Source organism: Sphingomonas sanguinis (assembly GCF_019297835.1).
GTDB classification, from domain to species: domain Bacteria; phylum Pseudomonadota; class Alphaproteobacteria; order Sphingomonadales; family Sphingomonadaceae; genus Sphingomonas; species Sphingomonas sanguinis_D.
This window is the reverse complement of sequence record NZ_CP079203.1, coordinates 227,290-241,363: the sequence shown is the minus strand read 5'-3', so window position 1 is coordinate 241,363 and position 14,074 is coordinate 227,290. Positions and strand designations below refer to the sequence as shown.

At 67.1% G+C, this 14,074-nt stretch carries 12 protein-coding genes; 10 read left to right on the top strand and 2 right to left on the bottom strand.

The window, feature by feature from the left end:
• The first annotated feature begins 33 nt into the window (after positions 1-33).
• Entirely contained in the window at positions 34-1,143 is a 1,110-nt protein-coding gene (locus tag KV697_RS01030) for a DNA alkylation repair protein (RefSeq protein WP_219019741.1), read from the top strand.
• An 18-nt stretch (positions 1,144-1,161) separates the two neighbouring features.
• Here the strand turns inward: KV697_RS01030 and KV697_RS01025 are convergent, their stop codons facing one another.
• Positions 1,162-1,482, bottom strand: a complete 321-nt coding sequence (locus tag KV697_RS01025) for a hypothetical protein (RefSeq protein WP_219019740.1) — start codon at positions 1,480-1,482, stop codon at positions 1,162-1,164.
• A gap of 160 nt (positions 1,483-1,642) precedes the next feature.
• Here KV697_RS01025 and KV697_RS01020 point away from each other — a divergent pair, with 160 nt between their 5' ends.
• The 5 genes from KV697_RS01020 to KV697_RS01000 all read left to right on the top strand — a co-directional run bounded on the left by KV697_RS01020 (position 1,643) and on the right by KV697_RS01000 (position 7,471).
• On the top strand, positions 1,643-2,137 hold the full coding sequence (locus KV697_RS01020; protein ID WP_257575502.1) for a Csu type fimbrial protein: 495 nt from the start codon (positions 1,643-1,645) through the stop codon (positions 2,135-2,137).
• Entirely contained in the window at positions 2,137-2,865 is a 729-nt protein-coding gene (locus KV697_RS01015) for a fimbrial biogenesis chaperone (protein WP_219019739.1), read from the top strand. The genes KV697_RS01020 and KV697_RS01015 overlap by 1 nt, the downstream gene beginning before the upstream one ends.
• A complete protein-coding gene (locus KV697_RS01010) occupies positions 2,843-5,242 on the top strand; it encodes a fimbria/pilus outer membrane usher protein (RefSeq protein WP_219019738.1) in 2,400 nt (799 codons plus the stop codon). The genes KV697_RS01015 and KV697_RS01010 overlap by 23 nt, the downstream gene beginning before the upstream one ends.
• Positions 5,239-6,189 (top strand): Csu type fimbrial protein, encoded by a 951-nt coding sequence (locus KV697_RS01005; protein ID WP_219019737.1) that lies wholly within the window; start codon positions 5,239-5,241, stop codon positions 6,187-6,189. Before KV697_RS01010 ends, KV697_RS01005 begins: the two co-directional genes overlap by 4 nt.
• A gap of 154 nt (positions 6,190-6,343) precedes the next feature.
• A complete protein-coding gene (locus tag KV697_RS01000) occupies positions 6,344-7,471 on the top strand; it encodes a metallophosphoesterase (protein WP_219019736.1) in 1,128 nt (375 codons plus the stop codon).
• Positions 7,472-7,482: 11 nt separating this feature from the next.
• Here the strand turns inward: KV697_RS01000 and KV697_RS00995 are convergent, their stop codons facing one another.
• Positions 7,483-9,030, bottom strand: a complete 1,548-nt coding sequence (locus KV697_RS00995; RefSeq protein WP_257575501.1) for a DHA2 family efflux MFS transporter permease subunit — start codon at positions 9,028-9,030, stop codon at positions 7,483-7,485.
• Positions 9,031-9,236: 206 nt separating this feature from the next.
• Here KV697_RS00995 and KV697_RS00990 point away from each other — a divergent pair, with 206 nt between their 5' ends.
• The 4 genes from KV697_RS00990 (at position 9,237) to KV697_RS00970 (ending at position 14,041) form a co-directional block, all read left to right on the top strand.
• Positions 9,237-10,217, top strand: coding sequence for a type III polyketide synthase (locus KV697_RS00990; RefSeq protein ID WP_257575500.1), 981 nt, complete (start codon positions 9,237-9,239; stop codon positions 10,215-10,217).
• Positions 10,214-10,732 (top strand): isoprenylcysteine carboxyl methyltransferase family protein, encoded by a 519-nt coding sequence (locus KV697_RS00985; RefSeq protein WP_219019733.1) that lies wholly within the window; start codon positions 10,214-10,216, stop codon positions 10,730-10,732. Before KV697_RS00990 ends, KV697_RS00985 begins: the two co-directional genes overlap by 4 nt.
• A gap of 398 nt (positions 10,733-11,130) precedes the next feature.
• The gene (locus KV697_RS00975; RefSeq protein WP_219019731.1) at positions 11,131-11,553 is read left to right on the top strand and encodes a VOC family protein; all 423 of its coding nucleotides are present in this window, start codon (positions 11,131-11,133) and stop codon (positions 11,551-11,553) included.
• 94 nt (positions 11,554-11,647) lie between these two features.
• Complete coding sequence (locus KV697_RS00970; RefSeq protein ID WP_219019730.1) at positions 11,648-14,041, top strand: TonB-dependent receptor; 2,394 nt, start codon at positions 11,648-11,650, stop codon at positions 14,039-14,041.
• Positions 14,042-14,074 lie beyond the last annotated feature (33 nt).

The window sequence follows — 14,074 nt, the reverse complement described above, 5'->3', positions numbered from 1 at the left end:
CGCCGGAGGCGGGATATGGGATAGGCGACCGGTATGAGCGACCAGAAAACCTATCCCCTCCTCAAAGACCTTCTGGGGGCCGAGGCGGTGGCGATCATCGCCGATGCAGGCGCGGCGGCGTCGCTGGTCTTCGACCGGGACGCCTTTATGGGTGCGGCGCTGGACGGGTTGGAGCCGCTGTCGATTATGGAACGCGTGCGGCACATCGCCGACGCGCTCCATGCGGCCCTTCCGACCGACTATGCGACCGCGCTGGAGGTCGTCCGCGCGATCGCCCCGCGCCTGACCCACGGTTTTCAGGCCATCGCCGTCACCGAGTTCGTCGCGCGGCAAGGGCTTGGCGATTTCAAGCGATCGATGGAGGCGCTCGCCGACCTCACCCGCTTCGGCTCGGCCGAGTTCGCCATCCGCCCGTTCCTGGCCGCCGATCCCGAACGGACGCTAGCGCAGATGCTGCGTTGGACCGGGGACGCGAACGAGCATGTCCGCCGCCTCGCCAGCGAAGGTAGCCGACCACGCCTGCCCTGGGCGTCACGCGTTCCTGCGCTGAAGGACGATCCGACGCTGGCCGCCCCGATCCTCGATGCGTTGAAGTCCGACCCCAGCCTCTATGTCCGCAAGTCGGTCGCCAACCATCTGAACGATATCGGCAAGGACCGTCCTGAGTGGCTGGTCGACCATCTGCAAGGCTGGGAGCCCCAAGCGCCGGAAACGGCCTGGATCATCCGCCACGCGCTACGCAGCCTCATCAAGAAAGGCGATCCGGGTGCGCTGGCGCTGATCGGCGTGCGCCACGGCGCGGAGGTCCGCGTCGATCGCTTCGCGGTCGAACCGCCGGTCGTTCAGCTCGGCGAGGCGATCGCGATCACGGTGTCGCTGTCGTCGCTGGCCGCCTCCGACCAGCGCCTCGTGGTCGATTACCGCCTTCATTATGCGCGGGGGGCGGGCAAGACGGCGGGCAAGGTCTTCAAGCTCAAGACCTTCGACCTCGCCGGATCGACATCGGCGACGCTTCGAGCCCGGCAGACGATCCGCGATTTCAGCACCCGCCGCCACCATCCCGGCCGCCATGAAGTCGAGTTGCTCGTCAACGGCCAGGTCATGGCCACCTCAGCCTTCGACCTGATCGTGCCGGAGAACTGAGGGCGACCGAAACCCGCGTCAGTTCCCCTCGGCGTCGACCGTGAAGACGACCGGCCTGCCGCGCGACGTCGGGTCCCAGCCCGCCGCCAGGGCCGAGCGCACACAGCGCATCATCGTCGCATCGTCGAGTTGAAGCCGTCCGCGTGGCAGCCCCTTCAACAGACGCTTGGGCGCCGGAAATTCCATCTGCGCCTCGCGCTTGGCGCCCTGTTCGACAAGGGCGATGGTCATGCCCTTCCAGCCTTCATCGTCCGACAGATGGGGCTCGCAATGGAGGCGCCAGTCATAGGTGACGCCGTCGACGGTCACGCTACCGTCCTGGATCTGGGATTTCGACATGGCACCGCCCCTAGCACGTCTGCCGTGCCAAGGCACAGGCCGCCTCGCCAAGGAAGGCAGCGGCAAACCGCCCCGCAAAATTCTCGTCCGATTCCGTAGCTTTAGCGACGCACCGCCCCATTCGCGCTTTTGACGGAACGTGATTTGGAGGATTTTGGTCGTGAAACCCTATCTCGCCCCCTTCGGCATCGCGGCGCTCGGCTGCGTCATGATCGCCGATCCCGCCGCCGCGCAGCAGAGCACCCAGTTTCAGGTGTCGATGACGATCCAGGCGGAATGCCGCCTGACCTCGGCAAGCGATCTGGCGTTCGGCAATACCGGCGTGATCCAGGCGGCGATCAATTCGACCAGCAGCATCGGCGTCCAGTGTACCAACACCACGCCCTACAATATCGGGCTGAACGCCGGGGCGGGCACGGGCGCGACGGTGGCGGCGCGGCGGATGACCTCGGGCGCTGGGGCCACGGTCGTCTATGAGCTGTTCCGCGATCCCGCGCGGTCGCAAATCTGGGGCAATACGGCGGGCACCGACACGCTGGCCGGGATCGGCAACGGCGCGGTGCAGACGCTGACGGTGTATGGTCGCGTCCCTGCCCAGACCACTCCGGCGGCGGGCAGCTATACCGATACCGTCCAGGTCACGGTGACATACTGATGATGACGCGCACGAAGCGGTCGCTTGCGGTTGCCGCCGTAGTCCTGGCGGTTCCGGCGGCCAGCCCTGCCTCCGACATCCGGGTCGCGCCGGTCGCCATCGATCCGCTGCCGGGCGCGCGCACGACCTCGCTGACGCTCAGCAATGCCGAGCAGCGGCCGGTGCGGGTCCAGGTGCGGGTGATGAAATGGACCTCGCGCGACGGCGCCGATGTGCTCACCACGACGAGCGACGTGGTGGCCAGCCCGCCCTTCTCGACCCTGGCACCGCAGCAGCAATATCTGATCCGCGTCGTACGCACCGCCAAGGCCGCGCCGGTCGGCGAGGAAGCCTACCGCGTCCTGATCGACGAAGTGCCCGAGCCGACCCGCGCCCAGCCGGGCACGGTCGATCTGGTCGTCCGCCAGTCGATCCCCGCCTTCTTCTCCGACATTCCGCGCCGGGTACCCGATGTCGAATGGCGGATCGATCGGTCGGGCGGCGGCGCGGCGCTGGTCGGGCGCAACAAGGGCAATCGGCGACTGCGCATCGCCGACCTCCAGCTGATAGCGGGCAGCCAGCAGTTGCTCGCCCGGTCTGGGCTGGTCGGCTATGTGCTTGCCGGGTCCGAGCTTCGCATTCCGCTGAACCCCGGCACGACGCTTCCGAACGGTACCGACCTGCGGATGCGGGCCGTCTCCGATGGCGGTCCGATCGAGGTCTCCCTTGCGACCCAGCCGCGCCGGTGAGCTGGCCTGGATCATCCTGGCCACCATGTCCTGCGCGCAGACGGCTCGTGCGCAGGACAGCGACAGCCTGCGCGTCGGGGTTGATGTCGACCCCAGTCGCCAGGAACAGGCGCTCCAGCTCGAGGTCTATCTGAACGACAAGCCCACCGGCTATGTCGCGTCATTCACGCAGCGCGCGGACGGAGGCTTCACCGCCCCCGTCGCGCAATTGCGGACGCTCGGCGTCAAGGTTCCGCTGGACGCCGAGACGGGCGAGGTGCCGCTGGAGCGCATATCAGGCCTGCGCTACCGCTATGAGCAGATGCGCCAGATCATGTGGCTGGTCGCAGGACCGACCGTGCAGAGCCCGACGCTGATCGATGGCGGGCGAAGCGACCGCTCCAGCCTGAAGCCCGACCGGCCGCCCTTCGGCGCGGTGCTCGACTACACCCTGTTCGCCAGCGGCGACCGGAGCGCGGTGGGACCGCGTTTCACCGGCGCATCGGGGGCGTTCGGCGCGCGCGTGTTCGGCGCGTTCGGCTTGTTCGAAAGCAGCGCGGTCGCCCTGTTGTCGGGCGGGCCGCGCGTCACCCGGCTGGCCACGACCTATAGCTATGAAGACCCCATGCGGCTGGTGACGCTGCGCGCCGGCGACACGATCAATGGCGGCCATGCCTGGACCCGCCCGATCCGCATGGGCGGCCTTCAAATCCAGCGGACCTTCGGGATGCGCCCCGATCTCGTCACCATGCCGGTTCCCCGGCTGGTCGGCAGCGCCGCCGCCCCCTCGACCCTCGACCTGTTCATCGACCGGGTCCGCACCCTGTCGGCCGATGTGCCGCAAGGTCCCTATGCCGTCATGCACCCGCCGGTCGTGCAGGGCGCGGGCATCGCCACCGTGGTCGTGCGCGATGCGCTGGGGCGGGAAACCGTGCAAACCGCGCCCTTCTATGCCTCGCCCCAGTTGCTGGCGGAGGGGCTGACCGATTTCAGCGCGGAGATCGGCTTTGCGCGGCGCAGCTATGCGATCCTGTCGAACGATTATGACCGGCGGCTGATCGGCTCGGCCTCGGTGCGGCGCGGCATGACCGACCGGTTGACGCTGCAAGGTCACGCGGAACTGGGCGCGGGCCTCGTCCAGCTGGGCGCTGGTGGCGTCGTGACGTTGCGCGATCAGGCGCTGCTGTCGCTGGCGGGCGCGATCAGCCAGGCGGAGGGGCGGCGCGGCGGGCTGATCGATCTGGCGTTCGAGACACGCCGATCCGGCTTTTCGGTGCTGATACGGTCGATGCGGACGATCGGCAGCTATGCCGACCTCGCCTCGCGCACCGCGTCCTTCGGCCCGATCCTGGCGGGCGATCGACGCATCTTCGGCGCGCCGCGCGAGGTCGATCAGTTCTCGCTATCTTTGCCCATCGCCGCGACCTCGGCGTCGGTCGGGGTCAGTCTGGTAAATTCCAAGACGGCGGCGGGGGATCGCTATCGGCTCGCCAGCCTGTCCTCGACCGCCAATGTCGGTCGGCTGTCGCTCTTCGCCAATGCCGTCGCGGACCTGAGCGGCGGCCGCAGCTTCGGCCTGTTCGTCGGGGCCAGCCTGCCCTTCGGACGGCGCGCATCGGTGACGACCGGCGCGACCGTATCGGAGGGGCGCGTGTCGGGCTATGCCGAGATGTCGCGGCAGGGCGCGCACGAACCCGGCTCCTGGGGCTGGTCGGTGCGGGTGGCCGATGGCCGGGAGCGAGCGGGCCATGCGATCGTCCGCCATACGACCGGCTTCGCGCAGTTCGAGGCGACGGGCCTTTATGCGGGCGGCAACGTCTCCGGCACCTTGCAGGCCGAGGGTGCGGTCGCGTTGATCGGCGGCGACGTCTATGCCGCACGGCGTCTCGATCAGTCCTTCGCGGTCGCTGATGCAGGGGCGAGCGGCGTGCGGGTGTACCGCGAGAACCGGCTGGTCGGCACCACCGGCGCGTCGGGCAAGCTCCTCGTCCCCGACATCGCGCCGTTCGAGCCCAGCGCGATCTCGATCGATCCCTCCTCGCTGCCCGTCGATGCACGCATCGCCTCCACCCATGCCGAGGCGGTGGCCTTTACCCGCGTCCCCGCCCTCGTCGCCTTCGGCGTGGCGCGCGAGACCGATACCGCGCTGGTCGAGTTCGTCGATCGCGAGGGTCGGCTGCTGCCGCTCGGCTCGGGCATCGCGCGGCCGGGCTTGCCCGATGACGTGATCGGTTATGACGGTACGGCCTTTCTCGGCGCGCTTGGCCCACAGAATGAGGCGATCGTCACCGATCCCGATGGCCGACGATGCCGGGCGCGCTTTCCCTTTACCGCCCAGCCGGGCGAGCAGGTCCGAGTTCGTGCCGTCTGCGCGCCCCTGGCGAGCGCTACGCCATGAAGCGCCTGACCCTCATATTGCTGGCCGTCATCGCCTTTTTGGCCCTTCCGGGCAGGGCGCAGGCCCAGACCTGTTCGGCGACGGTGTCGTCGATCGATTTCGGCAGCCCGTCGCTCCTGACCAGCGGCCCGGTCGACGTGACCGGTACCGTGACGATCACCTGCACCAGCATCCCGTTGCTCAGCGTCGTAAAGGTCTGTCCCGGAATCGGCGCAGGCAGCGGCGGCACCGATGGCTCGGGTCGCTTGATGACGGGTACGGGCGGGGCGCTGCGCTACCAACTCTATCAAGACGCGGCGCGGTCGGTCGCCTGGGGATCGCTCGACAATCCGGTGTTGGGAAGCGTGCCCGCGATCATCATATCGAACCTGATCAACGGGGCGGGTTCAGCGACACGGACCATCTATGCCCGGCTGTTCGGCGGTCAGGCGACGACGGTGCCGGGCGCCTATCGCTCCAGCTTCATCGGCAACGCCACGCTGTTCAGCTATGGGGCCGAGCTACTGGGCACCAGCACAAACTGCACCGGCTTTGCGGGTACCGCGTCCGTCCGCCCGACCTTCGAGGTTACGGCCGCCCCCGCCAAGGGGTGCACCGTTACGGCCACCGCGCTGACCTTCCCGGAAACTGGCGTGCTGTCGCGCGCAGTGACGGCGCAGAGCGGATTGACGCTGACCTGCACCAACCAGACCCCTTACGCCCTGCGCCTGGATGCGGGGCGCAATGCCGATGCGTCGGGAGGGCGCCGGATGCGCGGGGCCTCGGGCAGCTTCATAACCTATGCCCTGTTTCGCGACGCCGCCCTGTCCTCCAGCTGGGACAGCGGTCTCAGTGCCTCCGGCACCGGCCTCGCCCAAGCGTTGGCGATCCATGGACGCGTTCCGGCCCAACCGACTCCGGCACCGGGGCTCTACACCGATACGGTCGTTGTCTCCGTCACCTATTAGCCATTCCGGGCCCCGCCACATAAGCCGCTGACATTCTATATTTCCTGTCAGTCGCGCCATCGGGGGCGATGTCAAAGCGACCTCGTCTGTGGCAGGGTGCGGACACGCGCGGCGTGCGCACTCGTTACCAGGCAGCATCGCCCACAAAGCCGGAGTGCCTCCCATCTTCAATTTCGTATTTGCCATACCGGCGCTGATCGTCATCGCCCGCTGGCTGTGGCCCTTGCCGCTGCCGCTCTGGGCCAGGATCGCCACCGCACTCTTGATGCTAGCGGCGTCGCAATTCCATCTGTGGAGCCGGTTCTCGTCGGGGTCGGTCTTCGCACCCGAATTTCCCCGGCTGATCGTGATCCTTTTCAATTGGGCATTCGGCGCCCTGGTGCTGCTTGCCGTGTTCCAGTTGATCGTCGACATCGGCACGCTGCTGACGATGCTGGTTCGTCAGGAGGTGATGCGCGCACCCTCCCCACTTCGCTACGCGATCGCCGGGCTGGCGGCCTTGCTCGCCGGGGTCGGGGTGGCCAACGCCCTGCGCGTGCCGCCGGTCAAGGACGTGACGGTCAGGATCCGCAACCTCCCGCCATCCTTCGACGGCTATAGGATCGTCCAGCTTACCGATCTGCACATCAGTCGGCTCTTCACGGCCGGGTGGGCGAAAGAGGTCGTCGATCGCAGCAACGCGGCCGGGGCCGACCTGATCGTCGTGACCGGCGACTTCATCGACGGGTCGGTCGCGATGCGACGCGACGACGTGGCGCCCTTGCAGGGATTGCGGGCGCCGGACGGGGTCTATGCCATTCCGGGCAACCACGAATATTTCTTCGATTACGGCGCGTGGATGCGGCACCTGTCAGGCATGGGGTTCCACATGCTGACCAACGCCCATGCGGTGATCGAACGGGGTCGCGACCGGCTGGTCGTCGCCGGCGTAACCGATCTGTCGGCCCCCAGCGTCGGCGAAGCCGGGCCGGACCTCGCCCTCGCGCTCCGGGGGGCGCCCGCCGACGCGCCGGTCGTGCTTCTCGATCATCAGCCCCGCAAGGCGCCACAGGCCGCGGCGCAGGGAATCGCGCTCCAGCTGTCCGGGCATACCCATGGCGGGATGATCGTCGGGCTGGATCGCCTGGTCGCCAAGGGCAATGACGGCTATGTCTCGGGGCGGTACGCGGTGGGCGGCATGACGCTCTACGTCAGCAACGGCACCGGGCTGTGGCCGGGCTTCGCGCTCAGGCTGGGCGTGCCGTCCGAGATCACGCGGTTCACGTTGCGACCGGCGGATTGACGTACCCCCGGTCAATCGACCGGGGTCCGCCGTACCCAGAATACCGCGATCAGGACGATGGCGGTCAGCACGCCGCACATCGCCCAGGCGGCGTTGACGGCGGGGACCAGCGCGGCCTTTTCCACCAGCGGCCGCACCATCTCCACCGCGAAATCGTCGAGCGGCTGGCCGCGCTGCTCCAGAAACGCGTCCTTGGGAATGCCGATCCGCAGCGCCGTGTCGAGGTCGCCCGCCTGAAGGCGGCTGGCGATATGGCGGCCCTCGGTCGCCGCGCGGCTGAAGATCATGGTGTCGACCAGCGCCAGGCCGACCGCGCCGCCCAGATTACGCATCAGGTTGAACAGGCCGCTGCCGTCGGCGACCAGCGTTCGCGGCAGGCGGCCCAGCGCCATGCGGGTCGGCGGCAACAGGCAGAACATGATCGCCGCGCCGCGCACGATCTGCGGCAGGATCATCGCATGGAAATCGGTCTGCGGGGTCTGGCCCATGCTCATCAGCAGGCCGACCGCGAACAGCCCGAAGCCGAAGGCGGTCAGCCAGCGCGGATCGACCCGCCGCTCCGCCCAGACCGCGATGGGCGCGGTGACGAGCTGAGCGATCCCGGTGACGAGCATGATCTCGCCGATGCGGAGCGCGCCGTGCCCGCGCACCAGCCCCAGGAAGAAGGGCATCAGATAGGTCGAGCCGAACAGGCCGAACCCCAGCACGAAGCTGAACAGACATCCGATCGCGAAATTGCGGTCGGCGAAACAACGCAGCTCGACGAGCGGCACCGCCGCGCGCCAGGTCCGCACCACGAACCCGATCCCGCACGCCACGAAGACAGCCAGCAGGCCCAGCACCCGTGCATCGCGCCAGCCGCGCGTCGGCGCGTCCTTCAACCCGATCTGAAGCGCGACGAGCGCGACGGCGAGCAGGACGAGCGCCACGATGTCGATCGTGCGCCGCGTGCCCGATCGCTCGACCGCCGCCTGCCCCCGAAGCAGCCAAGCAACGCCCAGCGCGGCGACGATGCCCGGCACGATGTTGATGCGGAACAGCCAGTGCCACGAAAAGGACTGCGTCACCCAGCCACCGACGATCGGCCCGACCGTCGGTGCCATCACGGCGGCGACCCCGGCGATGGTGGTCGCCAGCCCCTGCACCCGCTCCGGAAAGAGCAGGAACACCGCGGAAAAGACGATGGGGATCAGCGTGCCGCCCGAAAATCCCTGCACCACCCGCCACAGGATCAGGCTTTCGAAACTGCCGCTCATCGCGCACCCGATCGAGGCCAGCGTGAACAGGCTGACCGCGCCGACGAACAGCCGCCGCATCCCCAGCACATCGGTCAGATAGCCGGTCAGCGGGATCGCGACGATCTCGGCGGTCAGATAGGCGGTCTGGATCCAGACCATCCGGTCGGGGGCGATGCGCAGCGCCGTCTGGATCGTCGGCAGCGAGGTCGCGACGATCTGCACGTCCAGGATCGCCATGAACATGCCCAGGCACATGAAGGTAAAGCCAGCCCAGGCCCGCCAGGTGGCGGATTCGGCCTGCACGTCGGACGGCGCCGTCATTGGAGTCATATCGTCCCTTCTCACGCCGAAGGCTTGGCCCGAACAGTATTTCGCAGGGCAAGAAACTTGCCGCGACGCAGTTCGTTGCGCCCCAGAATCTATTTCCGCCGGTCCGCCGGCTATGCGGACGGTGCATGTCTCAATCGGTTGCCATTCTCTCGCTTGCGACGCGCACGCCGCCTCACTCGCTGTCCCAGGATCAGGCCTTGGCCACCGCGCGGGAGCTGATCGGGGATCGCTTCGCCGATTTCGACCGGTTGGCCCCGGTGTTCGACCATGCGGGCATCGCCGAGCGTCGACTGGCGATGCCGCTCGACTGGTATCGCACGCCCCGCTCGTTCGAGGAGCGTAGCGCCGCCTATCTCGACGTCGCGCTCGATCTGTTCGTCGCGGCGGCCAGCGGCGCGCTGGACGAGGCGGGGCTGACGGCGGACGAGGTCGACGCGATCGTCACCGTCTCCTCGACCGGAATCGCCACGCCCAGTCTGGAGGCACGGGCGATGGCGCATCTGCCGTTCCGGGGCGATGTGCGCCGCGTGCCGGTCTTCGGACTGGGCTGTGCGGGCGGCGCCACAGGGCTTGCGCTCGCCGCCGATCTGGCACGGGCGCGGCCGGGTTCGACCGTGCTGTTCGTGACGGTCGAGCTGTGCAGCCTGGCGCTGCGGACCCATGCGGCGGACAAGGCCGACCTGATCTCGACCGCGCTGTTCGGCGACGGTGCGGCGGCCTGTGTGCTGCGGACCGACGCGCCCGGCTTTGCCCGCATCGTCGGCAGCGCGGAGAAGACGTGGAACGACACGCTCGACATCATGGGCTGGCGGACCGAGCAGACGGGGCTGGCCGTGGTCCTCAATCGCGCGATTCCGACCTTCGTCGAGCGCGAGATGCGCCAGGCGGTGACCGAAATGCTGGCCTCGCAGGGGCTGGCGCTGTCCGATATCGACCGTTTCATCTGTCATCCGGGGGGCGCGAGGGTACTCGACGCGCTTGAAAACGCCCTGGGTCTGGAACACGGCGCGATGGTGCAGGAACGCGCCGTTCTCCACGACCATGGCAACATGTCCGCGCCGACCGTGCTGTTCGTGCTGGATCGTTACCGCCGACAGGGCCTGCCGCCCCGATCGGTCCTGAGTGCGTTGGGGCCGGGCTTCACGGCCTCCTCGCTGGTGCTGGAGTGCGACCGATGAACCTTCCCTATGCGATCATGGCGTTCGTCACGCTCCAGCGGCTGAGCGAGTTGGTCATCGCGCGGCGCAACACCGCGCGGCTGATGGCGGCGGGTGCGCGCGAATATGGCGCGAGCCATTATCCGGTGATGGTGGCGATGCACAGCGCCTGGCTGCTCGCTTTGTGGTTCAGCGTCGGCGACCGGGCGGTGTCCTGGCCGCTGCTGCTGGTCTTCGCGGTATTGCAGGGGATGCGGGTCTGGGTGCTGGCGACGCTGGGGCCGCGCTGGACGACGCGGATCATTGTCCTGCCCGGTGCCTCGCTGGTCGCCAGGGGGCCGTTCCGCTTCCTTCGCCACCCCAATTACGCAGTCGTCACCGCCGAGATCGCGGTCCTGCCCCTCACCTTCGGGCTGGTCGGCATCGCCGCCCTGTTCACCGTGCTGAACGCGGCGATGCTGTATGTCCGGATCGGCGCGGAGAACCGCGCGCTGGGCCTCAACGCCGGGGCGATGCCGCCTCCCGCTCGGCCTTGATCCGCAGCATCGCGGCGTGACAGCTGGGTGAGGTCTGGTCGATCTTCTGGATCATGCAGGCCTCGACCTTCTTGCGGCTCATCGACTTCATTTCCATCGGGCAAAGCCGCCTCGCCTCTGCGACGCAGGCTTTCTTGCCCGGATCGGATTGGGCTTGGGCCGCGGCGCCGGTCAGGGGTGACAGGAGCGCGGCTATGGTAAGAATTGCGTAGTTCATCCTGATTGCACCTCATGGGGATCGTGCGAGAAACGCCGGTGCAGATACGCATGATGGGCCGAAAAAGTCCGCTGCAACCCATCTTTTGGTCCGTTGCGAGCGGGAAGATTGGTTGCGGCGGCAAGTGCGCATATCCTCTCGGAACGACTCGTGCGTAGCCACGGGACAGGAGAGCCGCACGATGCCCAAGATGATTTTCGTCAACCTGCCGGTCGCAGACGTCGCGGCCTCGACCGCCTTTTACGAAGCCATCGGCTTTCGGAAGAACGCGCAGTTCAGCAACGAGCAGGGCGCGGCGATGATCTGGTCGGACGCGATCTATGTCATGCTGCTCGCCAAGCCGTTCTTCGCGACCTTCACCGACAAGACGATCGTCGATGCCGCGACCAGCACCACCGGCCATTATGCGCTATCGTTCGACAGCCGCGAGGAGGTCGATGCGATCACGCAGGCGGCAGTCGAGGCGGGCGGAAGCGAATTGCACGAACCGCAGGATATGGGCTTCATGTACAGCCGCGCCTTTCAGGACCTCGACGGTCACGGCTTCGGGCCGTTCTGGATGGCCCCCGCCGCCGTCGATGGCGGGCCGCCCGACGGAGCCTGACACCGCATTATACCTGCAATCGATTTCGCATCGAAGTGTCACATACCGGTTCTAGAGGACCGCCAGCCGCAAGATAGCTGGCACCGAGGAACCCATGAGATCGTCAAAAATCGTCGCGTGGCATCGTGCCTCGCTGTGCATCGCCGCGTCCCTTTCCGCTTTCGCCTGGTCGTCGCAGGCCATGGCGCAGCAGGTCGCCACACCTCCGGATGACGGCACGACCGAGGCGGCGTCGAATGACGGGATCGTCGTAACCGGCAAGCGGACCACCCGGTCCGCCGTGGTGCTGGAGGCCGCCGAAATCCAGAAGGTCCTGCCGGGCGTCAATCCCGTGAAGGCCATTCAGACGCTGCCCGGCGTGCAGTTCGAAACCGCCGATCCCTGGGGCAATAACGAACAGAATATCGCGCTGTTCGTCCATGGCTTCAATCAGAACCAGCTGGGCTTCACGCTCGACGGCGTTCCGCTGGGCGACCAGTCCTATGGCAATTTCAACAGCTTGTCGCCGCAGCGCGCGGTCATCAGCGAGAATGTCTCGCGGGTGCGTCTGACGGCGGGCGCGGCCGACCTCGCCACCGCATCGGCCAGCAATCTGGGCGGCGGCCTGGAAACCTATACCAGCGATCCGGCTGCAACGGCGGGCGTCCGGTTCGGCCAGACATTCGGCAGCTATGACGCAAGCCGAAGCTATCTGCGGCTCGACAGCGGCACCTTCTCGGGTCTCGGTGGCGACAACAGCCTCTATGTCTCCGGCGTGCGCCAGAATGCCCGCGCTTGGGAGTTCGATGCCCGCCAAAAGGGGTGGCAGGCGAATGCGAAGTTCGTGCACGCCTCCCCCACCACGCGGTTGACCGCCTATTTCGCCTATAGCCAGAAGGACGAGCCGAACCAGGATTCGGTCGCGCGCAACGCGGGCGGGCTGGAGCCTTATTACCGGACGGTGCTGTTTCCCGACTGGAACGCGGCGTTGAACTATGTCGACGCGAACGGTGCTCCGCCGTCGAACAACCCGAACAATTACACGAACTATTATGGCGATGCGCAGCGCACCGACTATCTGGCCTATCTGAAGATCGAACAGAAGCTGGCGAGCAATGTCACCCTGTCGATTCAGCCCTATTACCATCATGACGATGGCCAGGGTCAGATCGTCGGACCGATCGCGGCGGCGGGGTTGCCCAACCTGTTCCGCACCTATTATCCGGGCCAGAACCTCAAGCAGGTCTTCGGCAATTCGGGCTATGCCCTGCGCACGACCGAATATGGCATTTCCCGCGCCGGTGCCCTCGCTTCGCTCGCGATCGAGGCGGGCGCGCATGAGATCGGCCTGGGCGGATGGTATGAGCATAATCGCAACACTATCTTCCGCCGCTGGTACGCCGTGCCGCGCGACCAGCCGCCCTCGCCCTATGAAAATGCCGACCCCAGTCTTTTGCGCCTGACGCAATATGCCGCGGTCACGACCTATGACCTGATCCAGTTCCATGTTCAGGATCGCTGGCACCTGACCGACACGCTGACCCTGGAGGGCGGCTTCAAGTCGAGCCTGCAATTCGCCGACGGCCGCATTCCCGTCCAGCCGCTGCCCGGTGCCCTGCCCGGCTCGTCCACCGGCTTCCCGGAAGGGCGGCTGAATACGCGCAAATGGTTCCTGCCGGCGATCGGCGCGGTCTGGGACGTGACGCCCAACGACCAGCTGTTCGGCCATATCCAGAAGAATGTGCGGCAGTTCCAGGCATCTGTCGCCGCTGGCCTCTCGCCCTACAATGTCGGCAGCCAGCAGGCCTTCGACCAGATCAAGGCGAACACGCAGCCCGAAAGCTCATGGACCTATGAGGCGGGCGTCCGCTCGCGTCATAATGTGAATGCCGGTCCGCTGACCGCGATCGAAGGCCAGATCAGCGCCTATCATGTCGATTTCAGCAACCGACTGCTTCAGATCAGCGCGACGCCGGTCATCGCATCGGTCATCGGCGGCGTCTCGATCCTGCAGAATGTCGGCGGGGTGAAGACCAACGGCGTCGACGGCGCGGTCACGTTCCGCTTCGGGAGCGGCCTGTCCGTCTATAACGCGCTGTCCTACAACCGCTCGCGCTATGACGACAATTATACCAGTGGGACGACCGTCATCGCGACGGCCGGGAAAGACGTGCCGAACGTCGCCCGCTGGCTGAACAAGACGGTCGTCACGGCGAACTCCGGACCGTTCGAGGTTCAGGCGATCGGCGACTATGTCGGGCGGCGGTTCGCCACCTATACCAACGACCAGTCGGTGCCGGGCCGCTTCCTGCTGGGCCTGCAGGCCAGCTATGCGCTGCCGGAGGGTCTGGGGCTTGGGCTGCGCAACACGCGGCTGTCGGTCAACATCACCAACCTAACCAATCGTCGCGGCATCTATGAGCTGGTCGTCGGGGCGGCCGCCCGCACCTATAACAGCTATGCGCAGCCTCCCCGCATGGCATTCTTCACCCTGTCGGGCGGGTTCTGATCCCAGGGTGCCGGGACGTCGAACGGCGTCCCG